Source organism: Streptomyces sp. LARHCF249 (assembly GCF_052871255.1).
In genome coordinates this window covers 28899-51539 of sequence record NZ_JBIXJQ010000022.1, presented here as the reverse complement: position 1 = coordinate 51539, position 22641 = coordinate 28899, and the positions used below count along the sequence as shown (strand labels likewise).

The following is a 22641-nucleotide window of genomic DNA, read 5'->3' as shown; positions in this document are numbered from 1 at the left end:
CCCGTACGGCGCGTCCTCGTACAGCAGGCGCCCGTCGAGCCCCGCGCCCTCGGCGGCGCCCGCAAGCACCTGCCAGGGGGCCCGTCCGGCGGCCAGGAGCTCGGCCGCGAGTTCCGTGTCGAGGGCGGCGAGCGCGGCCGCGTCGGCGGCGCCCAGCGCCCGGGCGGCGGCCGCGTCGAAGGCTGCGGCGCGCTCGTCCAGGTAGCCGGGGGCCTTCAGGGTCCGGCAGGCGCTGCCGTCGCCCATCACGAGCAGCGCGACGCGGGCATCGCGCGCGGCGAGCTCCCGGCCGGCCTCCAGGCACCGCCCGGTGTCCAGCCGCTCCGCGACACCGAGCCCCTCGACGGGCGCCGCGCCCCAGCGCGCGTGCCGCAGCAGCCAGGCACCCACGGTGAGCGAGGGGGGCAGCGGGCGCCGCCCTTCCTCACCCTCCCCGAGCTCTACGCCGGCCTCGACGCCGAATCCGCGGAAGGTGCCGCGGGCACCCTGGGGGTAGGGCCCGATGCGGTCCTCGTCGGCGGCCCCGACCACGACGAGCAGGTCGGGCCGGGAGGCGGCGAGCACCGCGATCGCGTCGGAGCAGGCGGTGCGGGCGTCGCCGAGTTCGGCGGCGGCCCCCGAGGCGACCTCCGGCACGAGCAGCGGCGGGGCGGGACAGACGGCAGCGGCTACGAGCATGATCCGCAGCCTAGCCGCCGCCCGCGGCCGGCGGTCAGTCGATGGCGCAGCCCGAGGTGGCGGCGGGCAGCGGGGCCGGGACGCCCAGGGTCGGGATGCCGAGCATGACTCCGGCGGGCTGGGCCGGGGCGGCGTTGCGCTTCTCCCAGGCGTCGCCGGCGCGGGTGCGGCGCACGGCCAGGGTCGGGCCCTCGGCCAGCAGGTGGTGCGGGGCCGCGTAGGTGATGTCCACGGTGACCACGTCGCCCGGCCGGACCTCCGCGTCCGGCTTCGTGAAGTGGACCAGGCGGTTGTCGGCGGCGCGGCCCGACAGTCGGTGGGTGGCGCCGTCCTTGCGGCCCTCGCCCTCCGCGACCATGACCTCCAGCGTGCGGCCGACCTGCTTCTTGTTCTCCTCCCAGGAGATCTCCTCCTGGAGGGCGACCAGGCGCATGTAGCGGTCCTGCACGACCTCCTTGGGGATCTGCCCCTCCATGTCGGCGGCGGGGGTGCCGGGCCGCTTGGAGTACTGGAAGGTGAAGGCGCTCGCGAAGCGGGCCTCGCGTACCACGTGCATCGTCTGCTGGAAGTCCTCCTCCGTCTCGCCGGGGAAGCCCACGATGATGTCGGTGGAGATCGCGGCGTGCGGGATCGCGGCGCGGACCTTCTCGATGATCCCGAGGAAACGCTCCTGCCGGTACGACCGGCGCATCGCCTTGAGGATGGGGTCCGAGCCGGACTGCAGCGGCATGTGCAGCTGCGGCATCACGTTCGGGGTCTCGGCCATCGCCGCGATCACGTCGTCCGTGAAGTCGCGCGGGTGCGGCGAGGTGAAGCGGACCCGCTCCAGGCCCTCGATCCGGCCGCAGGCGCGCAGCAGCTTGCCGAAGGCCTCGCGGTCGCCCAGGTCGGAGCCGTACGCGTTGACGTTCTGCCCGAGCAGGGTGATCTCGGAGACGCCCTCGGCGACCAGGGCCTCCACCTCGGCGAGGATGTCGCCGGGACGGCGGTCCTCCTCCTTGCCGCGCAGCGCCGGAACGATGCAGAAGGTGCAGGTGTTGTTGCAGCCTACGGAGATCGAGACCCAGGCCGCGTACGCGGACTCGCGGCGGGTCGGCAGCGTCGAGGGGAACGCCTCCAGGGACTCGGCGATCTCGATCTGCGCCTCCTCCTGGATGCGGGCGCGCTCCAGCAGCACGGGCAGCTTGCCGATGTTGTGCGTACCGAAGACGACGTCCACCCAGGGGGCCCGCTTGACGATCGTGTCGCGGTCCTTCTGCGCGAGGCAGCCGCCGACGGCGATCTGCATGCCGGGCCGCTTCGTCTTCATGGGGGCGAGCCGGCCGAGGTTGCCGTACAGCTTGTTGTCGGCGTTCTCGCGGACCGCGCAGGTGTTGAAGACCACGACGTCGGCGTCGCCGTCGGAGCCCTCCGGGGCGCGGACGTAGCCGGCGTCCTCCAGCAGACCGGAGAGCCGCTCGGAGTCGTGCACGTTCATCTGGCACCCGTAGGTGCGCACCTCGTATGTTCCCTTGACGTCCACTGCCGTGCTCCGGTCGCTGCTGCTGGTCATGGAACAAGGGTAGGCGGTACCCGGAGGCCCTCCGGCCGCCGTGGGCGACGGACCGTGCCGTGAGCCCGCGCCGTGACAGGACGGCGGGCGGGTGGCAGGATCGCGCCCATGCCTCACGTACCGCCCCGGATCAGCAGGCGCCACGCCCTGCGGGCCCTGGTGGCCGTACTCGCCCTGCTCGGCGTCCTGGTCTGGTGGCTGAAGCCCTTCGGGGAGCCGGAGCTCAAGGGCGAGCTGACCTTCAGCACGGGCGTCAGGACCGGGGTCTACCACCGCTACGGAGAGCTGCTGGAGCAGCAGCTCCGGCGGGACATGCCCGGGGTGAGGGTCCGGCTGGAGACCAGCGAGGGCTCGCAGCAGAACCTGCAGCGGGTGGCCGCCGGGAAGGCGGACTTCACGGTCGCGACGGCGGACGCGGTGGCCAAGTACCGGCTGGACGGGAAGCCCGGGGCCGACTCGCTGCGCGGCTGCGCGCGGCTCTACGACGATTACGTGCAGCTGGTGGTGCCGGCCGGGTCCCCGGTGCAGTCGGCCCGTGACCTGCGGGGCAAGCGGGTGGCGATCGGCCAGCCGGGATCCGGGGTGCGGCTGATCTCGGAGCGGCTGCTGACGGCGGCCCTGCTGGACCCGGTGCGCGACATCACCCCGGTGTCCATCGGCATCGACACGATGCCGGCCGAGCTGGAGGCGGGGCGGATCGACGCCTTCTTCTGGTCGGGCGGGCTGCCGACGAACGCGGTGCGGGAGCTGTCGGAGCGGTTCGACATCCGGCTCGTGCAGCTCGGCGACCTGGTGGAGCGGCTGCAGGGGAGCGGAAGCCCCGCGCGCTACTACCGGGCGGCGGTGATGCCGCAGGACGCCTACGCGCGGGCGCGCAACACCAGCGCGGTGGCGACCCTGGCCGTCCCGAACCTGCTGGTGACCACGGAGGGCACGGACCCCGAGCTGACCGAGCGGTTCACGCGGACGGTGATCCTCAGCCGCGACGGGATCGGGCGCGTGGTGCACGCGGCGCAGCTGGTGGACCTGCGGACCGCGATCTACACCGACCCCCTGGACCTGCACGAGGGCGCGCGGCGCTACTACCGGTCGGTCAAGCCCTAGGCCGTCTCTTTCGGATCTTGCCTGACCCGCGTTGTCTGGCACCGCACCTCGCCGCGTTGTCGGGGCGCCCAAGTACGTCCAGTACTCGGGCGCCCCTCCGCCTTGCGATGCACGGCGCCAGACAACGCGGGCTTGACCGACAAGATCCGAAAGAGACGGCCTAGAGAAGTGAGTCCGAGGTGTCGGCCCGGGGCAGCAGCATGGTCGCCGCGGCGGCCGCGCCGATGAGGCCCGCGTGCGTGCCCAGGCTCGCCGGGACCACCGTCAGGTCCCGTACGAAGGACAGCGTGGCGTAGTCCGCGAGATGGCTGCGGATCGGCCCGAAGAGGGTCTCGCCGCAGCCGGCGACTCCCCCGCCGATGACCGCGATGTCCGTCTCGACGAGGGTCGCGGTGGCTGCGATGGCCGCCGCGAGGGCGCGGCCCGCGCGGTCGAAGGCGGCCAGCGCGACCGGTTCGCCGGCCTCGGCGGCCGCGGCCACGCCCGCCGCCGTGGCGTCGCCCCCGGGCTCTGCCGGGGTCCAGCCCTGGGCGCGGGCCCAGCCGGCGATGGCGGTGCCGGAGGCGATCGACTCGACGCAGCCGCGGCTGCCGCAGACGCAGGGTTCGCCGTCGAAGGCCACGCTGATGTGGCCGATGTGGCCTGCGTTGCCGGTGGGGCCGGGGTGGAGCTGGTTGTTCAGGACGAGGCCGCCGCCGACGCCCGTGGAGACCACCATGCACAGGGCGTTGGCATGGCCCCGCGCGGCTCCCAGCCAGTGTTCCGCCGCGGTCATCGCCACGCCGTCCCCGACCAGCACGGCCGGGACGGCAGCCCTGCGCGCCGCGAGCTCCGCCGTGACCCGGGCCTGGACCGGGAACTCCCGCCACGCCCCGATGTTGACCGGGCTGACCGTCCCCCGGGAGGAGTCCACCGGGCCCGCGCTGCCGATCCCGCAGCGGACCGCCGAGGGCCAGAGCGGGGAGCCGGACAGGTCGGTGATGACCTCGGTGACCGCCGCCATCACGGAGTCCGCGCCCCCGCCGCGCGGGGTCGGCCGGCGGGTCGTGCCCGTCATCGTGCCGTCGGGGTGCACCAGCGCCCCGGCGATCTTCGTCCCGCCGATGTCGATCGCCACCGTCAGGCCCGCGGCCGGGACGCGGGCGCGCGGGGTGGGGAAGGAGGCGGTGGGACTGGTCACGGTGGCGGCTCCAGGGAGGGGTCAGGATTCAGTATGCGCCGCCGGCGGCGCCGTACTCTCGCGGGGCTCGAGCCGCGGCTGCTCGCTCGTGCGCACTCCGGGCGGCCGTCCCGCGAGGACGGCGAGGAGTTCCCCGGCGGCGAGCCGGCCGAAGGCCGCGGTGTCCCGTACGAGCGCGGTGAGCCGCGGGTGGGTGACCCGGCACAGCGCGGAGTCGTCCCACGCCACCATGGAGAGCCGGCCGGGCACGGGGATCCCGAGCTCGGCGGCGACCGCGATCCCGGCGACGGCCATCACGTCGTTGTCGTAGACGAGTGCGGTGGGGGGATCGGGCTCGGCGAGGACCCGGCGGGTGGCCGCGGCTCCCTCGGCGTCGGAGTAGTCGGTGACCACGGAGCGCACCCGGCCGGGGCCGAGTCCCCGCAGCGCGGCCTCGGTGCGCAGCGCCTCGATCCGGCGGGCCGTGTGGGCGAGCTCGGGGAGCCCGGCGACGTGGACGATCCGGCGGTGGCCGAGCCCGTGGAGGTGGTCCAGGATCCGGGTCATCGCCCCGGCGTCGTCGGCCCGGACGGAGGAGACGGCGTCCGCGGCCCGGGAGAGGTCCCCCTCGCCCACCATGACCGCGGGCAGGCCAAGCTGTCCGAGCAGCTCCGGGCGCGGGTCGTGCGTACGGGGGTCGACGACGAGCACCCCGTCGACCCGCCGCTCGGCCCACCAGCGGCGGTAGACGGCGCACTCGGCGTCGATGTCCTCGACGACCTGGAACAGCAGGGCGGTCCGGGCGGCGGAGAGGACCTCCTGGATGCCTGACACGAGCTGGAGGAAGAAGGACTCGACGCCGAGCGTGTGCGCGGGCCGGGCGAGGACCAGTCCGACGGCCCCGGAGCGTTCGCCGGACAGGGCGCGGGCGGCGCTGTTGGGCTGCCAGCCGAGCTCCTCGGCGACGCGGCGGATCCGGGCACGGGTCTCCTGGGAGACGCCCGGCCGGTCGTTGAGCGCGAAGGACACGGCGCTCTCCGACACCCCGGCCCGGCGGGCGATGTCCTTGATGGTGGGTCTGCGGGCCATGCCTGCCTCGTCCTTCGGTGACGCGGACCGAAATACCGCTGTCCTTTTCCCCGCACTCCCTGTGCACGTCACAGCTAAAGCGCATTAGTTCCCACAGCTTCGAGTGGCCGGAACCCCTGTGTCAACAGGGCTGAAGCGCATAAGTACACCGGGCCGGGGCCCTGTTGACTTTCCCCGTGCACACCGGCAGGTTGTGGCTCGCCCGGTGAATTCCTCAGAACTCCAGGGACGCCCAGTGCACGCAGACGCGCTCCGTTTCGGCGCCAACTACACGCCCGCCCGGGGCTGGTTCCACCACTGGCTGGACTTCGACCTCGACGAGGTCAGGGCCGATCTCGACTCGATCGCCGCCCTCGGGCTGGACCACGTCCGGGTGTTCCCGCTGTGGCCGGTGTTCCAGCCGAACCGGACGCTGATCCGGCCGCGCGCGGTGGAGCAGCTCGTCGCGCTCGCCGACGCGGCCGCCGAGCGCGGGCTCGACGTCGCGGTGGACGGGCTGCAGGGGCACCTGTCGAGCTTCGACTTCCTGCCCGCCTGGACCCGGACCTGGCACCGGCGCAGCCTCTTCGCCGACCCGGAGGTGGTCGGCGGCCAGGAGGAGTACCTGCGCACACTGGCCGCGGCCCTCGCGGACCGGCCGAACTTCCTGGGCATGACCGTCGGCAACGAGGTCAACCAGTTCTCCGACGATCCGCACCCCGATCCCGACCGGATCACCCGGGAGCAGGCCGCCCGCTGGCTGGAGCGGATGCTCGCCGCCTGTGAGGCGGGCGCGCCCGGCCGGTTCCACCTGCACGCCGCGTACGACGCCGCCTGGTACCGGGACGGGCACCCCTTCACCGTCGCCCAGGCCGCGCGGCTGGGCGCGGCCACCGCCGTGCACTCCTGGGTGTTCAACGGCACCGCGCAGCGCCACGGCCCGACGGGGACGGCGACCGAGCACCACGCCGCGTACCTGATCGAGCTGTCCAAGGCCTGGGCGCTGGACCCGCACCGCCCGGTGTGGCTCCAGGAGGTCGGCGCCCCCGCCCCGTTGATCGGGCCGGAGCGGGCGGCCGCCTTCACCGAGGCGACCGTGGCCAACGCCCTGGACTGTCCGGATCTGTGGGGCGTGACCTGGTGGTGCTCGCACGACGTCTCCCGGGAGCTGGCGGACTTCCCGGAGCTGGAGTACGGCCTCGGCCTGCTCACCAACGACCGCCGCCCCAAGCCCGCCGGCGCGGCCGTCGCGCGGATCGCCGCTGCGCGGCGGGGCCGCGAGCACCGTCCGGCCGTGCGCTCCACCGCTCTGGTGGCGGACGTCGGCGGGGCGGAGGCGGCTCCGCGGCGTTCGGTGTGCGCGCCGGGCGGCGCCTTCTTCGAGGCGTGGGCGGCGCTCACCGCGGAGGGCGTCCGGCCCGCGGTGGTGCTGGCCGAGCTCGCCGAGGACCCCGCGCACCTGTCCGCGCGCGGCATCACCGAGGTGCTGCGCGTGCCCGACCTGGCCTGACCTGACGCCCCATCCGGAGGAGCCCGCATGTCCGAGAGCGATGCGTTACGAGGCGAATCGATACGAGGCGAAGCGGTACGACGCGAAGCGGTACGACCGACCCGGCGCACGGTCCTGGCAGCCGCAGCCGCAGCCGCAGCCGGGGCCGTCGCCCTGCCGGCCGCTCCCGCTACGGCGTCGGCTGCCGCCTCAAAAACCCCGGCGGCCGCGGCAGCCACGGCCGCCGCGACCACTCCCGCCGACCTGGCCCCGTACGCCTCCTACTGGTTCCCGGACTCCCTCCCCGAGGGCGCCCCCGGGCCCGGGATCGTGTGGCGCTCGCTCAAGCGGTGGACCCCGCAGGGCGACCCCGATCTCGCCCACAACAGCGCGACCGTGCCGCTCGCGCCGCGCTTCACCCCGGTGCCGCCGCACCCGGGCGCCCGCACCGGCCAGGCCCGGATCGCCTCCCTCGTCTCCTTCGGGCCCACCGCGCAGAACCCCTCGCAGGGTTCGGCCACCGCCGACTACTACGCGCTGACGCACTGGGCGTACATCGACGAGCTGGTCTTCTGGGGCGGCTCCTCCGGCGAGGGCATCGTGCTCGCCCCGAACGCGCCCGTGGTCGACGCGGCGCACCGCAACGGGGTCCGGGTCCTGGGCAACGTCTTCCTGCCGCCCGCGGCCTACGGCGGCGACCTGCGGTGGACCCGCGACCTGGTCCAGCGGGACTCCCTCGGCCGTTTCCCGATCGCCGAGCAGCTGGTGCGGGTGGCGTCGGCGTACGGCTTCGACGGCTGGTTCGTCAACGCCGAGACCGAGGGCGGGGACAGCGAACTGGCTTCCCTGATGCGGCAGTTCCTGCGCGCCCTGCGGGCGGCCGGCGAGCCGCACGGGCTGCGCATCACGTGGTACGACGCCATGAACACCACCGGGCGCGTCGGCTGGCAGGGCGCGCTCAACGAGCTGAACCAGGAGTTCTTCGAGGACCGGGCCGGCCGGGTCGCGGACACGATGTTCGTGGACTTCCGCTGGACCCCGCAGACCCTGGCCGCCTCCGGGGCGCTCGCGGACCGGCTGGGCCGTTCCCGCCACGAGCTGTGGGCGGCCGTGGACACCGAGTCCCACGGCTGGAACTCCGCCGTCCGCTGGGACGCGATCATCCCGCGCGGGCGCGACCACATCGTCAGCTACGGCTTCTACCGGCCCGAATGGACCCGCAACCACCTCACCGACCGCTCCCCCGGCGCCTTCCACCGCGCCGACGACCGGTTCTGGACGGGCGCCTCCCTCGATCCGTCCCGCCCGGCGCCCGAGGACACCTGGCGGGCCCCGGCCACGGCCGTCGCCGACCGGTCCACGGTCGCCGCGCTGCCCTTCGCCTGTTCGTTCAACACCGGGCACGGGGAGCGCTGGTACGAGGACGGCGAGGTCGCCTCCGACACCCCGTGGAACCACCTGGGGCTCCAGGACCGGCTGCCGGGCCGACGCTGGGTGGTGGACACCGCCGGGCAGCGGCCCGCCGTGACCCTGGACTTCGCGCGTGCCTGGCGCGGCGGCTCCAGCCTGCTCGTCGCCGGTCCCCTGACCGCCCCGGCCGCCGTCGGGCTGCACGCGACACGCCTTCCCCTGACCCGGTCCACGGTCATCGAGCTGGTGCACGCCACCGAGGCGGGCCCGGTGGCCGTGGAGGTCGGGGTGGCCACGCGCGAGCCGGCGGCTCCGGGCGAGCCGGTCCCGTACACCTGGCTCCGTGCGGAAAGCCCCGGCACGGGGCAGGCCTGGCGGCGGTCGCGGGTCGGGCTGTCGGCCCTGGCGGGGAAGACCGCGTACGGACTTGCCGTACGGATCACGGGGCTCGGGAAGAGAGCCGTGGCGTGGCGGCTCGGGTCCTTGTCGGTACGCGACACCGCCGCCGGTCGGCGCCCGGCGTCTCCTGCCGCCCTGACCGTGGACGCCTCGGCCCGCCACGAGGACCAGGCCCGGCTCCGCCTGTCGTGGCGCCGGGCGGCCGGGCCGGTACGGCACTACACGGTGTCCCGGGTCCTGCCCGACGGCAGCCGCCGCTTCCTCGGCGGCACCTGCGGCGCCGCCCTCTACCTGCCTGCCGTCCCGCGGGCGGGCCGCGAGCCGGCGGCGGTCTTCGAGGTGCGGGCCGTGGACGAGCTGTATGCGGCCTCCGCCCCGGCCCGCACCGCCATGCCCTGGTAGAACCGCCGGTCAGGAGTGGTGCGGGTCGGTGCGCGGGACCGCCACCGTCACCCGCAGCCCGTGCGGCGGATTCTTCTCGTACGAGAGGGACCCGCCGCCCGCGGCCAGCAGGGCCCGGGAGATCGACAGGCCGAGCCCGGAGCCCTTGATGTTCTGGTGCCGGCCGCTGCGCCAGAACCGGTCGCCGATGCGGAGCAGCTCGTCCTCGGTCAGGCCGGGGCCGCGGTCGGCGACGACCACGCGGACGGTGCGCTCGACGACCGAGACCGACACCTCGACCTCCTCACCCGTGGGGGTGAACTTCAGCGCGTTGTCGATGACGGCGTCGAGCGCGCTGGACAGGGCGATGGGGTCGGCCCAGCCGGTGACGGCGGACCGGCCCGTCGCGGTGAGCCGTACGCCCTTGTCCTCGGCGTACGGGCGCCACGCGGCGACCCGCTCGGCGGCCAGCGCCCCGATGTCGGTGAGGCTGATCTCGGCGGAGGCGTGCTCGGCCAGCGCCAGGTCCAGCAGGTCGTCCAGGACCTGGGTCAGGCGCTTGCCCTCGGCGCGGACGGAGGCGATCTCCTCATTGCCCTCGGGGAGTTCCAGGGCGAGCAGCTCGATCCGCAGGAGCAGCGCGGCGAGCGGGTTGCGCAGCTGGTGGGAGGCGTCCGCGACGAACGCACGCTGCTGCTCCAGTACCTCTTCGACGTTGTCGGCCATCTCGTTGAACGAACGGGCCAGGCGTTGGAGTTCCGGCGGCCCGCCGGCGGCCGCGACGCGCGAGTTCATCCGTCCGGTGGCGATGCCGTGGGCGGCCGCGTCCAGGGTCTGCACGGGCTTGAGGACCCAGCTGGTGAGGCGCAGGGCGGCCCCGAAGGCCACCAGCATGGCGCCGGCGAGGCCGCCCGCGATGAGCAGCCAGCCCCGCAGGATCCGGCCGCGCATCAGGTCGGTGGGCGATTCGGTGGCGACGACGGCGACCACGTCCCCGTCGAGGACCACCGGGGAGGCGACGAGGAGCTTGCCGTGGGTCTGCCAGGGCCAGACCTGGCCGGGATCGTGGCTGCGCCGCCCGGCCAGGGCCTCCTCGAAGGCGCGGCGGCCCTCGCCGGACTCGGGGAGCTGCCACCAGCCGGGGGACCGGGCCATCGCGTTGTCGTCGCGGTAGAAGATGCCGGCGCGGATGCCGTAAAGCTCCTGGTAGCGGGCGAGTTCGTGCTGGAGGGTCGCGATGCGCTCGTCGGCGCCGCTGGATCCGGAGCCCTCGGCGTTGACGACGAACTGGGCCAGGGCGGCGAAGCGGGCGCTGTCGTCGATGCGGTCGACGACCACCCGCTGCTGCTGTCCGGCGGCCAGGCTCACGGCGAGCGGGAAGCCGAGCGCGAGGAGCGTGCCCGCCATCAGGACGACGAGCAGCGGGAGCAGCCTGGCGCGCACGGAGCCGGTTCCTTAGGGGGCGGTCGGGGCGACGAGCCGGTAGCCCACCCCGCGGACGGTCTCGATGAGCGCGGGCATGCGCAGCTTGGAGCGCAGCGAGGCGACGTGGACCTCCAGGGTGCGCCCCGTCCCCTCCCAGCTGGTGCGCCACACCTCGCTGATGATCTGCTCGCGGCGGAAGACGACGCCGGGCCGCTGCGCGAGCAGGGCCAGCAGGTCGAACTCCTTGCGGGTGAGCGGCACATCGGCGCCGTCCACGGTGACCCGGCGGTTGGGCAGCTCGATGCTGACGGAGCCGAGCCGGACCGTGGCGGGCGTCCCGGTGCCGGTGGCGGCGGCCTCCTCGGAGGCGCCGGTGCGCCGGGCGACCGCGTGGATGCGGGCCAGGAGTTCGCCGGTGTCGTAGGGCTTGACGACGTAGTCGTCGGCGCCCATGTTCAGGCCGTGGATGCGGGAGCGCACGTCGGCCCGCGCGGTGACCATGATGACGGGCGTGGCGGTGCGCTTGCGGATCTTGCCGCACACCTCGTAACCGTCCTGGTCGGGCAGTCCCAGGTCGAGCAGGACAACCCCGTAGGGAGGCGGGCAGGGCGGGGCTCCGGCGGGCAGCAGGGCCTGGAGGGCCTCTTCGCCGTTGCGTGCGTGGGTGACCTGGAAGCCGTGCCGGGTGAGGATCGCGGACAGGGCGGCGGCGACGTGGTCGTCGTCCTCGACGAGCAGCAGTCTCATGTCGTCCCCCTCTCCTCTTCTCGGTCTTCGGCTTCTGTTCAGGGCCACCTTGCATCCACGCCGATGCAGACTCCCACGTCAAGGGGGTACGGGCCGGGCGCGTCTTCCGTTATGCACCCGGTACGAGCGGATCGGCGGGGCGCACGGAGCGTATCCGAGCGAGGCCGGATCGTTATGCTCAATTCTCCCTCAGATGTGATGACGGTGTGGACACCACGTCACTACTGTCCTCCCAACCGAGGAGGACGGAGCTAGAGGCCGATGAGCGGAGTATCAGTGACCAAGGACGTGCAGGACGCGGCCGGTGCCGCGGACGACCTGGTTGTACTGAGCAACGTCAACAAGCACTTCGGCGCGCTGCACGTGCTTCAGGACATCGATCTGAGCATTGCCCGCGGTGAGGTCGTCGTGGTGATCGGTCCTTCGGGATCGGGCAAATCCACGCTGTGCCGGACCATCAACCGGTTGGAAACCATCGACTCGGGCACCATCACGCTCGACGGCAAGGAGCTGCCCTCGGAGGGCAGGGAACTCGCCCGGCTGCGCGCCGACGTCGGCATGGTGTTCCAGTCGTTCAACCTCTTCGCGCACAAGACGGTGCTCCAGAACGTCATGCTGGGCCAGCTCAAGGTCCGCAAGACGGACCAGGCCGAGGCCCACGCGAAGGCGGTGGCCCTGCTGGACCGTGTGGGTGTCGGCTCGCAGGCCGACAAGTACCCGGCGCAGCTCTCCGGCGGCCAGCAGCAGCGCGTGGCGATCGCCCGCGCGCTGGCGATGGAGCCGAAGGTGATGCTGTTCGACGAGCCGACCTCGGCGCTCGACCCGGAGATGATCAACGAGGTGCTGGAGGTCATGCAGCAGCTCGCCCGTGAGGGGATGACCATGGTGGTCGTCACGCACGAGATGGGCTTCGCCCGCTCTGCGGCCAATCGGGTCGTCTTCATGGCCGACGGAAAGATCGTCGAAGAGGCCACGCCCGAGCAGTTCTTCAGCAACCCGCGCAGTGACCGCGCCAAGGACTTCCTGTCGAAGATCCTGCACCACTGAGGGTCTCGTCTGGTAGTCATCCGGTGACGGACCACTGCGAGGACGGCTTCCGCTGCCCGCGCGTGCGGCCGTACGCGTCGCTCGTCGTTCAACAACGTCTCATCCGAGGGAAGTTCACCATGAAGATCTCCAAGGCCGTTGCGGCCGCGGCCGCAGCCGTCGCTCTCGCCCTGACCGCGACCGCCTGTGGCGGCAGCGACAAGGCCGCCAGTGACGGCGGTGCGACCGGTGGCGCCAAGAACGACAAGATCGTCATCGGCATCAAGTTCGACCAGCCGGGTCTGGGCCTCAAGACCCCGGACGGCAAGTACACGGGCTTCGACGTCGACGTCGCGACCTACGTGGCCAAGGAGCTCGGCTACCAGCCCGACCAGATCGAGTTCAAGCAGGCCGTCAGCGCCGAGCGCGAGAACCTCATCGCCAACGGCGACGTCAAGCTGGTCGTCGCGAGCTACACGATCAACGACAAGCGCAAGGCCAAGGTCGACTTCGCCGGCCCGTACTTCCTGGCCCACCAGGACCTGCTGGTCCGCGCCGACGACACCTCGATCACCAAGGCCGAGGACCTGAACAAGAAGAAGCTCTGCTCGGTCACCGGCTCCACCTCGGCGCAGAACGTCAAGACCAAGCTGGCCCCCGAGGCCGACCTGCAGGAGTACCCGGGCTACTCCGACTGCCTCACCGGCCTGGAGAACAAGGCCGTGGACGCGCTGACCACGGACAACTCGATCCTGGCGGGCTACGCGGCCCAGGACAAGAACAAGGGCAAGTTCAAGCTGGTCGGGCTGAGCCTGAGCAACGAGCCCTACGGCATCGGCCTGAAGAAGGGCGACACCGAGTTGCAGACCAAGGTCAACGCCGCGCTCAAGAAGATGGTCGCGGACGGCGCCTGGGAGGCAGCCGTGCAGAAGAACTTCGGCCCGGCCAACTACAAGAGCGAGCCTGCCCCGCAGATCACCGAAGGCAGCTGATTCATCGGTGAGGAGCGTCGCCGCCCGCCTGCCACGGGCGGCGGCGCACCTCACCGGCCATCCTGGGGAGAGCGCAGGGCATCGTGTTCGATTTTCTTGAGTCCGGGCAGTACGACGTGCTCGGAGCCTTCTGGGTGACGGTTCAGCTCACCCTCTATTCGGCGGCCGGATCCTTGATCTGGGGCACCATCCTGGCCGGGATGCGGGTCAGCCCGGTCCCGCTGCTGCGGGGCTTCGGTACCGCATACGTCCACCTGGTGCGGAACACCCCGCTGACGGTGCTGATCCTCGGCTGCTCGCTGGGCCTGTACCAGACCCTCAGCATCAACCTGGGCGGCGACACGTCCAAGGAGGCCGGCTTCCGGCTCGCGGTCCTCGGACTGGTCGCCTACACCGGAACCTTCGTCTGCGAGGCCGTGCGCTCCGGTATCAACACCGTGCCCGTCGGCCAGGCCGAGGCGGCCCGCGCACTGGGACTGAGCTTCTTCCAGGTGCTCACCCTGATCGTGCTCCCCCAGGCCTTCCGGGCGGTCGTCGCACCGCTCACCAACGTACTGATCGCACTCACCAAGAACACCACGGTGGCGGCGACCATCGGCGTGGCCGAGGCGGCCCTGCTGATGAAGGAAATGGTCGAGAACGAAGCGGACGCGCTCTTCGCCGTGTTCGGCGTCTTCGCCCTCGGCTTCGTCCTTCTGACCCTGCCCACCGGTCTGCTGCTGGGCTGGGTTTCCAAGCGAGTGGCGGTGAAGCGATGACCTCCGTGCTGTACGACGCCCCGGGCCCCAAGGCCAAGGCGCGCAACTGGATCTACAGCGGGATCTTCGTCGTGCTCTTCGGGCTCGCCCTGTGGTGGGTGCTGTCCCTCATGGGCGAGAAGAACCAGCTCGATGCCGACAAGTGGAACCCCTTCGTCACCGACAGCCAGATCTGGACCACGTTCCTGATCCCCGGCCTGCTGGAGACCCTCAAGGCCGGCGCGATCGCCATGGTCATCGCGCTCCCGCTGGGCGCCCTGCTGGGGATCGGCCGGCTGTCCGACCACGCCTGGGTGCGGGTGCCGGTCGGCGCGGTTGTGGAGTTCTTCCGCGCCATCCCGGTGCTGATGCTGATGATCTTCAGCTCTGCGCTGTACGTCCTGCTCGGCACGGTCAGCTCCGATGTGCGGCCGCTGTACGCAGTGGTCACCGGACTGGTCCTGTACAACGCGGCGGTCATCGCGGAGATCGTCCGGGCGGGCGTGCTGTCCCTGCCCTCCGGCCAGACCGACGCGGCCAAGGCGATCGGCATGCGCAAGGGCCAGACCATGGTCCACGTGCTGATCCCGCAGGCCGTCACGGCGATGCTGCCGGCCCTGGTCAGCCAGCTCGTGGTGATCCTGAAGGACACCGCACTGGGCGGCGCGGTGCTGGGCCTCGCCGAGCTGCTGTCGACGTACCGACAGATCTCGGCGAACTACAGCAACACCATCGCGGCCCTCATGGTGATCGCGCTGATCTACATCGTGGTCAACTTCGCACTCACCACCTTCGCCTCCTGGCTGGAAGGCCGGCTGCGGAAGTCGAAGAAGGGCACCGGCGCCGTCGTCGCCGGTGACGTGGCCGAGGTCGACGCGGGCGGCGCCGCCGGCGTGGGCGAGGCTCCCTGACAGTCGGTCAGTACACTGGTGTGACACGTGTGGTGCGGCGGAACTCTTTCCGCCGCACCACACGGCGTTGTCGCGGCCGGCGTCACTTGACGCAGGCACCTCCAGTGGGTTGCATACGTTCTGTGATCACATACCGGACATCGGGAGCCGCGCCATGGACCCGGTGATCGTCGTCGGCGCGGGGCCCGTCGGACTGTCCCTGTCCCTCGCCCTCGCCGGCCAGGGCGTGCCCTCCGTCGTGCTCGACGAAGGGCCCGGCAAGGACGAACCCCGCCCGGCCCGTACGGTCGTCCTGCACGCCGACACGGCGGCCATGGCGCACCGGCTGGGCTGCAGGACGCTGCGCGACGAGGGGGCGTACTTCGCCGCCTGGCGCACCATGCGCCGCAGCCGCCCCGCCCAGCGGATCACCTTCGACGACGGCCCCGCCCCGCTGCACCTTCCGCAGCACGCCCTGGCGCGCGGGCTGCGCGACGCCGCGGCCGCGCACCCGCTCGTCCGGCTCGTCACCGACAGCCGGCTGGACACCGTGGAGCAGGACGGCCGGGGGGTCACCGCGCACACCCAGGGCGCCGAGACCACGTGGTGGCGCGGGAGTTACCTGGTCGGCTGCGACGGCGCCCGGTCCACCGTGCGCAAACTGCTCGGCATCCGCTTCCCGGGCCGCACCGCCGTGGAACGGCACGCCGTGGCCGCCCTGCGCACCGAACTGCCCTGGCCCGGCGAGGCGCTGCTGGACCGGAACCCGCCGCAGGAGGTCACCTGCCGGCCGCTGCCCGACGGGGTGTGGCGGCTGGACTGGCTGCTGCCGGGCCGCGGGGACCTCGTCACTCCCGATGCGCTGGTGACCCTCGTACGGGACACCCTCGCGGTGTGGTGCGGGGGCACGACTCCGCCGTACGACCTCCTCGACACCGGGGTCCACACGCTGCACCACCGGCTCGCGCGCCGCTGGCGCGACGGCCGCGCCTTCCTCGCCGGGGACGCCGCCCACCTGCTGGGCGCCCTCGGCACCCAGGGGGTCGAGGAAGGGCTCCGGGACGCCGAGAACCTCGCGTGGAAGCTGTCGCTGGCCTGGCACCACGGAGCCTCCGAGGCGCTGCTCGACAGCTACGAGGGCGAACGGCGCACGGCGGTCGCCGCACGGCTGCGCGCCACCGACCAGGCGATGCCGGCGCTGCGGTCCGGGGGCGCCCTGCGCACCTACCTCCCCGGCTCCGCGCGGTCCGCCGAATCCCTCCTGACCGACGGGCACCTGGGGCGGGGGCCGCTGGGCGCGGCGCCGGCGTACGCCCCTCCGATGGCCGTACGGGAGGTCCCGACGGCCACGGAACCGGGCGGTCCGGTGGCGAACGTACCGGTGACCGCGCCCGACGGGTCGACCGTGCCGCTGCGTGACCTGCTGGGCCAGGGCCGGCTTCTGGTGGTCCTGGTCGCGCCGGGCACCGGGGTCTGGGACCGGCGCCACTGGCTCGGCGCCGGGCTCATGCCGCGCCTCGCGGCCGCGGTGAGCGCGCTGCCCGTCCGCACCGATCTGCTGGTCGCGGACGCCTATCCGGGAGCCCCGGCGCACACCGTGCTGCTGGTCCGGCCGGACGGGCACCTGGCGGCGACCTTCGCGGGGGTGCGCCCGGCGGAGCTGTACGAGGCGGCGGACTCGGTCCGGGCGGGCGCGCCCGCCGCCCGGGTGCCGGCGCCGTCGGCCGCCACGCCGCCGGCCGTGGTGATCGATTGACCGGCCAGCGGCGCTCGTGGTTCACTCGCGGACATGACCGGCAATGACGTACGCCTGTGGCGGAGGGTCCATATGGACCTGCTCCGCTACGCGGGCTGCGTGTGTCGCCCTTCCTGCTGATTCGCCCTTCCCTCCGCGCGCCCCGTGCCGTCACCGGCCTGCGCGCACCTCCGCGAACCCAGGAACGGTCCCCCCTTCATGTCTGCACCCGCGCACTCCCCTGCCGTCGCCGGCCTGCCCGGCCCCACGGCCGCCGAGCTCCTCCACTTCGCCCTCCGCACCGCCACCGACCCCGAGATCGTGTCCTCGCTGCCGCTCGATCCCCAGGGCCGCACCTGGATCCGGCTGGACGGGCCGTCCGGCAGTGAGGCGTGGCTGATCGGCTGGCCGCCGGGGACCGGCACCGGCTGGCACGACCACGCCGAGTCGCGGGGCGCGTTCGCCACCGCGCGCGGCCGGCTCACCGAGCACTCGCTGGCCGTACGGCTGCCCGCGGAGGGCTGGCAGTCGCTGGAGCTCGCGCCCGGACTGGACCGCCGCCGCAGCCTGGGCGCGGGCACCGGGCGGGCCTTCGGGGAGCACCACGTACACGAGGTCCTCAACGACTCGCCGGCCGAGCACGCGGTCTCGGTGCACGTGTACTACCCGCCGCTTCCCCTGATCCGGCGGTACAGCCGCAGCGGCCCGGTCCTCAACCTGGAACACGTCGAGCGTCCGGAGGACTGGCAGTGAGCGCCCCGGCCGGCATCGACGAACTGCTGGAGCGGGTCCGCTCGGGCTACACCCGCGTCGACCCGCAGGAGGCGTACGCCGCCTCCCGCGCCGGAGCCCTCCTGGTCGACATCCGCTACCAGGCCCTGCGGGACCGCGACGGGCTGATCCCGGGTGCGCTGGTGGTCGAGCGCAACGAACTGGAGTGGCGCCTGGACCCCCTGGGCAGCCACCGCGCCCCCGAGGCCGAGAGCCACGACCTCCAGGTGGTGGTGATCTGCAACGAGGGCTACGCCTCCAGCCTCGCCGCGGCCTCCCTCCACACCCTGGGCCTCCACCGCGCGACGGACCTGACCGGCGGCTTCCAGGCCTGGCGGTCGGCAGGCCTCCCGGTGACGCCTCCGGGATCCGGCCCCGCGTGAGGGCCCCCCGGACGGAGTCCGGGGAAGTCTGGGGCGCGGGTGTCCGGGAGCGGGCCCGCTCCGCCTACCCCGGGTGGTCAAGGTCCTCGGCGTCCTCGCCCTCCGCTTCCAGCGCACGGCGGACCACCCGCAGGGCCATGCCCTCGGGGTACCCCTTGCGGGCGAGCATCCCGGCGAGGCGCCGGATCCGCTTGTCGCGCTCCAGGCCCCGGGTGGCGCGGAGCTTGCGCTCCACGAGCTCGCGGGCGGTCTGCTCCTCCTGGTCGGAGTCCAGCAGTTCCAGGGCCTCCTCCACGAGGGTGGCGTGCACCCCCTTGGTCCGGAGCTCCTGGGCGAGGGCCCGGCGGGCCAGGCCCCGGCCGCGGTGCCGGGACTCGACCCAGGCCCCGGCGAAGGCGGCGTCGTCGATCAGGCCCACCTCCTCGTACCGGGAGAGGACCTGCTGCGACACCTCCTCGGGGATCCCCCGCTTGTGCAGGGCGTCCGCGAGCTGGCGCCGGGTGCGCGGGCTCCCCGTGAGCAGGCGCAGGCAGATGGCCCGCGCCTGCTCCTCGGGGCTCTGGGGCGGCAGTTCCTGGCGGCCTTCACGGCCGCCCCGGTCCCTGCCGCCCCTTTCCTGCTCCCGCACGGGTCAGCTCTTGGCCACGGCGGCCTTGGCCGTCGTCTTTGCCTTCGACGCGGGCGCGGGCACGGCCGCGGCCTCGGCGGGCGCGGCGGCGGCAGCGTCGGCGGCGGCGTCCTTGCGGACCCCCACGCCCAGCTTCTCCTTGATCTTCCGCTCGATCTCGTTGGCGAGATCCGGGTTGTCCTTCAGGAAGTTGCGGGCGTTCTCCTTGCCCTGGCCGAGCTGGTCGCCCTCGTACGTGTACCAGGCGCCGGCCTTGCGCACGAAGCCGTGCTCCACGCCCATGTCGATCAGGCCGCCCTCGCGGCTGATGCCCTGGCCGTAGAGGATGTCGAACTCGGCCTGCTTGAAGGGCGGGGCGACCTTGTTCTTGACGACCTTGACGCGGGTGCGGTTGCCGACCGCGTCCGTGCCGTCCTTCAGGGTCTCGATGCGGCGGATGTCGAGACGCACGGAGGCGTAGAACTTCAGCGCGCGGCCACCGGTCGTGGTCTCCGGCGAGCCGAACATCACACCGATCTTCTCGCGGAGCTGGTTGATGAAGATCGCGGTGGTCTTCGACTGGTTGAGCGCACCGGTGATCTTCCGGAGCGCCTGGCTCATCAGGCGGGCCTGCAGACCCACGTGCGAGTCGCCCATCTCGCCCTCGATCTCGGCGCGCGGCACCAGGGCCGCCACGGAGTCGATGACGATCAGGTCGAGGGCACCGGAGCGGACGAGCATGTCCACGATCTCCAGCGCCTGCTCGCCGGTGTCCGGCTGCGACAGGATGAGGTTGTCGGTGTCGACGCCGAGGGCCTTCGCGTACTCGGGGTCGAGCGCGTGCTCGGCGTCCACGAAGGCGACGGTGCCGCCGGCCTTCTGCGCGTTGGCCACGGCGTGCAGGGTCAGGGTCGTCTTACCGGAGGACTCCGGCCCGTACACCTCGATCACGCGGCCGCGGGGCAGCCCGCCGACGCCGAGGGCGATGTCCAGCGCGGTCGACCCGGTGGGGATGACCTCGATGGGGTCGTTCGGCTTGTCGCCGAGGCGCATGACCGCACCCTTGCCGAATTGCCGTTCAATCTGTGCGAGCGCGGCGTCGAGAGCCTTCTCGCGGTCGGTGCCTGCCATGGGTTCCACCCGGTTTGCTTGAGTCGATCGCTTCACGCCATTGACGCTAATGCCTGCCACTGACAATGCGCCTCCACGACCGGTTCGGCTGTGGATAACTCATCAGAATGGATGTTCGATTTCCCTGTCAAGCGCACCACGCCGCCCGTGGGGCGCCGCGCCTCTCGTGGCATCGTGGGGGCATGGCCATCGACGTACGCCCGGCTTCCGTCTTCGAGGATGTCCGCACCCTGGTCGGACCGAAGTCACCCGGGGCCAACGTCTGCTGGTGCCTGAGCTACCGGATCCCGTCCAAGCTCAACAACGACCTCCGGGGGCCGGCCCGCGGAGAGTACGTCGCCGAGCTGTGCCGCAGGCAGCCCCCTCCGGGGGTGATCGCCTACGACGGCGACGAGCCGGTCGGCTGGGCCGCCGTGGCGCCGCGCGCGGACACCTCCTTCGCGCACAGCCGCAAGATCCCGCACGTCGACGACCTCCCGGTGTGGTCACTGTGGTGCATCCGCGTGCGCCCGGGCCACCGCAAGAAGGGGATCTCGCACGCCCTGATCGCCGGCGCCGTCGAGTTCGCCCGCGCCCACGGCGCCCCGGCGATCGAGGCGTATCCCCTCGACAACGGCGACGCCGAGGTCGACCTGACGATGGCGTACGCCGGACTCCGCAAGAACTTCGAGCGCGCCGGGTTCACCCACGCCGCCGACACCGCCTCCGTACTGGCCGGCCACCCCCGCGTCCTGATGCGGCTCGACCTGGGCGGCGGCCCGGCCGCCCCGCAAGCAGCCCTCACCGAGTGACAACCGCAGGTTGACACCCCAGGGACTGTCAACCTAGGGTTGCACCCATGACGAACCCTTCCGTGGAACCCGTTCGCATGACCAACCCGGTCCGCCTCGACGACCTGATCGAGGCCATCAAGAAGGTCCACACCGACACCCTGGAGCAGCTCAGCGGCGCCGTCGTCGCCGCCGAGGCCCTGGGCGACGTGGCCGACCACCTCATCGGCCACTTCGTCGACCAGGCCCGCCGCTCCGGTGCCTCCTGGACCGACATCGGCCGCAGCATGGGCGTCACCCGCCAGGCCGCCCAGAAGCGCTTCGTGCCCAAGGCCGACAAGGAGGGGGACTCCGGCCTCGACCCCAGCGCGGGCTTCGGCCGGTTCACCCCCCGTGCCCGCAACGTCGTGACGGTCTCGCAGAACGAGGCCCGCGCCGCAGGCAACACCGAGATCCGCACCGAGCACCTGGTCCTCGGCCTGCTCGCCGAGCCCGAGGGCCTCGCGGCGCTCGCGCTGAGCGCCCAGGGAGTCGCCACCGACGCGGTACGCGCCGCGGCGACCGCCGCCCTGCCCCCGGCAGTGGCGGACGTCCCCGACCTCATCCCCTTCGACGCGTCCGCGAAGAAGACCCTGGAACTCACCTTCCGCGAAGCCCTGCGCCTCGGCCACGGCTACGTGGGCACGGAGCACATCCTGCTCGCGCTCCTGGAGCAGGAGCACGGCGAGGGCCTGCTGACCGGCCTCGGCGTGGACAAGGACGCCGTCGAGGCCGCCGTCACCGAAGCCTTGGCAGCCGTACTCGGCGGCGAGGCCGGGAAGTAGAGTCGTCCGCGTCCCGCGTCAGCTCGTACCGCTTCACGTACGCGCCGAGGAACGCCTGCAGCGTGGCGACGGCCGGGATCGCGATGAGCGCCCCGACCGCGCCCAGCAGGGCGGTGCCCGCGACGACCGATCCGAAGGCCACCGCCGGATGGATGTCGACGGTCTTCGAGGTCAGCTTGGGCTGCAGGACGTAGTTCTCGAACTGCTGGTAGACCACCACGAATCCGAGGACGTACAGCGCGTACCAGGGGTTGACCGCGAAGGCGATCAGCATCGGCAGCGCGCCCGCCAGATAGGTGCCGATGGTGGGGATGAACTGGGAGACCAGCCCCACCCACACCGCGAGCGCGGGCGCGTACGGCACTTCGAGGATCACCAGCAGGATGTAGTGCGCGATGCCGGAGATCAGCGCCATCAGCCCGCGCGAGTAGAGGTAGCCGCCCGTCTTGGCGACGGCGATCTCCCAGGCGCGCAGCACCTCGGACTGCTTGGCGGGCGGCAGTACGGAGCACAGCGCGCGCCGCAGCCGCGGCCCGTCGGCGGCGAAGTAGAAGGAGAACAGCCCGATCGTCAGCAGCTTGAAGAGTCCGCCGAGCACGGTGGCGGACACGTCGAGCACGCCGGTCGCGCTGTCCTGCACGTACTTGCGCAGCCAGTCGGAGCGCAGCAGGCTGTCCTGGATCTCCAGCCGGGACAGCTCGGTGCGGAAGGTGGCGTTGATCGAGTTGATCACCGAGTCGAGGTAGCGCGGGAAGCCCTCCACCATCTCGATGATCTGCCCGGCGAGCATCGAGCCGAGCAGCGTGAGGAACCCCGCGGCCGCGGCGAACACCCCGAGGAACACCAGGAAGGTGGCGATCCCGCGGCGCATGCCGCGGGCCGCCATCCGGGACACCGCGGGTTCGATCGCGAGCGCGAGGAAGAACGCGATCAGGATGTTGAGGAGCAGCCCGATCAGCTGGTGGAAGGCCCAGCTGCCGAGCTGGAAGCAGGCGACGAGGGCCAGTACGAGGATCACGGCCCGCGGCAGCCAGCGCGGCATCCGCGCATCGTCCCCGCCGCGGGCCGCAGCGGTCGGAGGGCTCCCGGCCCCCGCGAAACCGCCCTCCGGGCTCACGGCCCCGGCGTCGTCGGCAGGCCCGGCCGGGCCGACGGGCGGCGTCCCGGGCCCGGTGGACGCGGCGGGTCCGGCGGGCGCGGCCTGCGAGGCGGGGCCGGCCGGCCGCGGCTGCGTCGCACCGTGGGCGTCTGCGGGCTGATCGGTCGTCGTCTCATCACTGGCTGCCACGCCGACAAGTCTGTCCCACCGGCGGCCCGTACCGCGAAGCGGTGCCTCCCGCCGCCCGCGGACACGGCTCGCACG

The 22641-nt window shown here is 72.7% G+C and carries 22 protein-coding genes; 13 read left to right on the top strand and 9 right to left on the bottom strand.

The window, feature by feature from the left end; all coding sequences use genetic code 11:
• Together ACIPUC_RS36385 and miaB are read right to left on the bottom strand one after the other, a co-directional pair.
• On the bottom strand, positions 1–678 hold a 678-nt coding region (locus ACIPUC_RS36385; RefSeq protein ID WP_446594672.1), incomplete at its 3' end, for a hypothetical protein.
• Positions 679–712: 34 nt separating this feature from the next.
• Positions 713–2230: a tRNA (N6-isopentenyl adenosine(37)-C2)-methylthiotransferase MiaB gene (gene miaB, locus ACIPUC_RS36380; RefSeq protein ID WP_446594671.1), complete on the bottom strand. Its 1518-nt coding sequence runs from the start codon at positions 2228–2230 to the stop codon at positions 713–715.
• Positions 2231–2338: 108 nt separating this feature from the next.
• On the opposite strand from miaB, the gene ACIPUC_RS36375 reads away from it, so the two are divergent.
• Complete coding sequence (locus ACIPUC_RS36375) at positions 2339–3334, top strand: TAXI family TRAP transporter solute-binding subunit (protein ID WP_446594670.1); 996 nt, start codon at positions 2339–2341, stop codon at positions 3332–3334.
• A gap of 160 nt (positions 3335–3494) precedes the next feature.
• Here the strand turns inward: ACIPUC_RS36375 and ACIPUC_RS36370 are convergent, their stop codons facing one another.
• Both ACIPUC_RS36370 and ACIPUC_RS36365 read right to left on the bottom strand, forming a co-directional pair.
• Complete coding sequence (locus ACIPUC_RS36370; RefSeq protein ID WP_446594669.1) at positions 3495–4514, bottom strand: ROK family protein; 1020 nt, start codon at positions 4512–4514, stop codon at positions 3495–3497.
• 21 nt (positions 4515–4535) lie between these two features.
• Positions 4536–5582: a LacI family DNA-binding transcriptional regulator gene (locus tag ACIPUC_RS36365; protein ID WP_446594668.1), complete on the bottom strand. Its 1047-nt coding sequence runs from the start codon at positions 5580–5582 to the stop codon at positions 4536–4538.
• A gap of 235 nt (positions 5583–5817) precedes the next feature.
• Between ACIPUC_RS36365 and ACIPUC_RS36360 the strand changes: the two genes are divergently transcribed.
• Both ACIPUC_RS36360 and ACIPUC_RS36355 read left to right on the top strand, forming a co-directional pair.
• Positions 5818–7071: a glycoside hydrolase 5 family protein gene (locus ACIPUC_RS36360; protein ID WP_446594667.1), complete on the top strand. Its 1254-nt coding sequence runs from the start codon at positions 5818–5820 to the stop codon at positions 7069–7071.
• Positions 7072–7098: 27 nt separating this feature from the next.
• Positions 7099–9261 (top strand): endo-beta-N-acetylglucosaminidase, encoded by a 2163-nt coding sequence (locus ACIPUC_RS36355; protein WP_446594666.1) that lies wholly within the window; start codon positions 7099–7101, stop codon positions 9259–9261.
• Positions 9262–9270: 9 nt separating this feature from the next.
• Here the strand turns inward: ACIPUC_RS36355 and ACIPUC_RS36350 are convergent, their stop codons facing one another.
• Positions 9271–10683: an ATP-binding protein gene (locus ACIPUC_RS36350; protein ID WP_446594665.1), complete on the bottom strand. Its 1413-nt coding sequence runs from the start codon at positions 10681–10683 to the stop codon at positions 9271–9273.
• A 12-nt stretch (positions 10684–10695) separates the two neighbouring features.
• On the bottom strand, positions 10696–11412 hold the full coding sequence (locus ACIPUC_RS36345) for a response regulator transcription factor (RefSeq protein WP_446594664.1): 717 nt from the start codon (positions 11410–11412) through the stop codon (positions 10696–10698).
• A 261-nt stretch (positions 11413–11673) separates the two neighbouring features.
• On the opposite strand from ACIPUC_RS36345, the gene ACIPUC_RS36340 reads away from it, so the two are divergent.
• The 8 genes from ACIPUC_RS36340 to ACIPUC_RS36305 all read left to right on the top strand — a co-directional run bounded on the left by ACIPUC_RS36340 (position 11674) and on the right by ACIPUC_RS36305 (position 17946).
• A complete protein-coding gene (locus ACIPUC_RS36340) occupies positions 11674–12459 on the top strand; it encodes an amino acid ABC transporter ATP-binding protein (protein WP_446594663.1) in 786 nt (261 codons plus the stop codon).
• Between the two features lie 119 nt (positions 12460–12578).
• Positions 12579–13430, top strand: a complete 852-nt coding sequence (locus ACIPUC_RS36335) for a glutamate ABC transporter substrate-binding protein (RefSeq protein WP_446594662.1) — start codon at positions 12579–12581, stop codon at positions 13428–13430.
• An 83-nt stretch (positions 13431–13513) separates the two neighbouring features.
• On the top strand, positions 13514–14188 hold the full coding sequence (locus ACIPUC_RS36330) for an amino acid ABC transporter permease (RefSeq protein ID WP_446594661.1): 675 nt from the start codon (positions 13514–13516) through the stop codon (positions 14186–14188).
• Entirely contained in the window at positions 14185–15078 is an 894-nt protein-coding gene (locus ACIPUC_RS36325; RefSeq protein ID WP_446594660.1) for an amino acid ABC transporter permease, read from the top strand. Before ACIPUC_RS36330 ends, ACIPUC_RS36325 begins: the two co-directional genes overlap by 4 nt.
• Positions 15079–15232: 154 nt before the next feature.
• Complete coding sequence (locus ACIPUC_RS36320) at positions 15233–16813, top strand: FAD-dependent monooxygenase (protein WP_446594659.1); 1581 nt, start codon at positions 15233–15235, stop codon at positions 16811–16813.
• Between the two features lie 33 nt (positions 16814–16846).
• Positions 16847–16933 (top strand): putative leader peptide, encoded by an 87-nt coding sequence (locus ACIPUC_RS36315; protein ID WP_311318651.1) that lies wholly within the window; start codon positions 16847–16849, stop codon positions 16931–16933.
• A gap of 78 nt (positions 16934–17011) precedes the next feature.
• The gene (locus tag ACIPUC_RS36310; RefSeq protein WP_446594658.1) at positions 17012–17545 is read left to right on the top strand and encodes a cysteine dioxygenase; all 534 of its coding nucleotides are present in this window, start codon (positions 17012–17014) and stop codon (positions 17543–17545) included.
• Positions 17542–17946 (top strand): rhodanese-like domain-containing protein, encoded by a 405-nt coding sequence (locus ACIPUC_RS36305; protein WP_446594657.1) that lies wholly within the window; start codon positions 17542–17544, stop codon positions 17944–17946. The genes ACIPUC_RS36310 and ACIPUC_RS36305 overlap by 4 nt, the downstream gene beginning before the upstream one ends.
• 64 nt (positions 17947–18010) lie before the next feature.
• On the opposite strand, the gene recX is transcribed toward ACIPUC_RS36305, so the two are convergent.
• On the bottom strand, positions 18011–18574 hold the full coding sequence (gene recX, locus ACIPUC_RS36300; RefSeq protein WP_446594656.1) for a recombination regulator RecX: 564 nt from the start codon (positions 18572–18574) through the stop codon (positions 18011–18013).
• A 3-nt stretch (positions 18575–18577) separates the two neighbouring features.
• Positions 18578–19684, bottom strand: coding sequence for a recombinase RecA (gene recA, locus ACIPUC_RS36295; RefSeq protein ID WP_446594655.1), 1107 nt, complete (start codon positions 19682–19684; stop codon positions 18578–18580).
• A gap of 182 nt (positions 19685–19866) precedes the next feature.
• Here recA and ACIPUC_RS36290 point away from each other — a divergent pair, with 182 nt between their 5' ends.
• Positions 19867–20475 (top strand): GNAT family N-acetyltransferase, encoded by a 609-nt coding sequence (locus ACIPUC_RS36290; protein ID WP_446594654.1) that lies wholly within the window; start codon positions 19867–19869, stop codon positions 20473–20475.
• 47 nt (positions 20476–20522) lie between these two features.
• On the top strand, positions 20523–21278 hold the full coding sequence (locus tag ACIPUC_RS36285; RefSeq protein ID WP_446594653.1) for a Clp protease N-terminal domain-containing protein: 756 nt from the start codon (positions 20523–20525) through the stop codon (positions 21276–21278).
• Here ACIPUC_RS36285 and ACIPUC_RS36280 read toward each other — a convergent pair.
• The gene (locus ACIPUC_RS36280) at positions 21232–22320 is read right to left on the bottom strand and encodes an AI-2E family transporter (protein ID WP_446594674.1); all 1089 of its coding nucleotides are present in this window, start codon (positions 22318–22320) and stop codon (positions 21232–21234) included. The genes ACIPUC_RS36285 and ACIPUC_RS36280 overlap by 47 nt on opposite strands.
• Positions 22321–22641 lie beyond the last annotated feature (321 nt).

Bases quoted from the DNA above. Each gene is read 5' to 3' on its own strand.
- ACIPUC_RS36320 (WP_446594659.1), top strand. From the start codon at position 15,233: ATGGACCCGGTGATCGTCGTCGGCGCGGGGCCCGTCGGACTGTCCCTG.
- ACIPUC_RS36375 (WP_446594670.1), top strand. From the start codon at position 2,339: ATGCCTCACGTACCGCCCCGGATCAGCAGGCGCCACGCCCTGCGGGCC.
- recA (WP_446594655.1), bottom strand. From the start codon at position 19,684: ATGGCAGGCACCGACCGCGAGAAGGCTCTCGACGCCGCGCTCGCACAG.
- ACIPUC_RS36335 (WP_446594662.1), top strand. From the start codon at position 12,579: ATGAAGATCTCCAAGGCCGTTGCGGCCGCGGCCGCAGCCGTCGCTCTC.
- ACIPUC_RS36285 (WP_446594653.1), top strand. From the start codon at position 20,523: ATGACGAACCCTTCCGTGGAACCCGTTCGCATGACCAACCCGGTCCGC.
- ACIPUC_RS36290 (WP_446594654.1), top strand. From the start codon at position 19,867: ATGGCCATCGACGTACGCCCGGCTTCCGTCTTCGAGGATGTCCGCACC.
- ACIPUC_RS36345 (WP_446594664.1), bottom strand. From the start codon at position 11,412: ATGAGACTGCTGCTCGTCGAGGACGACGACCACGTCGCCGCCGCCCTG.
- ACIPUC_RS36310 (WP_446594658.1), top strand. From the start codon at position 17,012: ATGTCTGCACCCGCGCACTCCCCTGCCGTCGCCGGCCTGCCCGGCCCC.
- ACIPUC_RS36355 (WP_446594666.1), top strand. From the start codon at position 7,099: ATGTCCGAGAGCGATGCGTTACGAGGCGAATCGATACGAGGCGAAGCG.
- ACIPUC_RS36340 (WP_446594663.1), top strand. From the start codon at position 11,674: ATGAGCGGAGTATCAGTGACCAAGGACGTGCAGGACGCGGCCGGTGCC.
- ACIPUC_RS36365 (WP_446594668.1), bottom strand. From the start codon at position 5,582: ATGGCCCGCAGACCCACCATCAAGGACATCGCCCGCCGGGCCGGGGTG.
- ACIPUC_RS36280 (WP_446594674.1), bottom strand. From the start codon at position 22,320: ATGCCGCGCTGGCTGCCGCGGGCCGTGATCCTCGTACTGGCCCTCGTC.
- ACIPUC_RS36325 (WP_446594660.1), top strand. From the start codon at position 14,185: ATGACCTCCGTGCTGTACGACGCCCCGGGCCCCAAGGCCAAGGCGCGC.
- miaB (WP_446594671.1), bottom strand. From the start codon at position 2,230: ATGACCAGCAGCAGCGACCGGAGCACGGCAGTGGACGTCAAGGGAACA.
- ACIPUC_RS36315 (WP_311318651.1), top strand. From the start codon at position 16,847: ATGACCGGCAATGACGTACGCCTGTGGCGGAGGGTCCATATGGACCTG.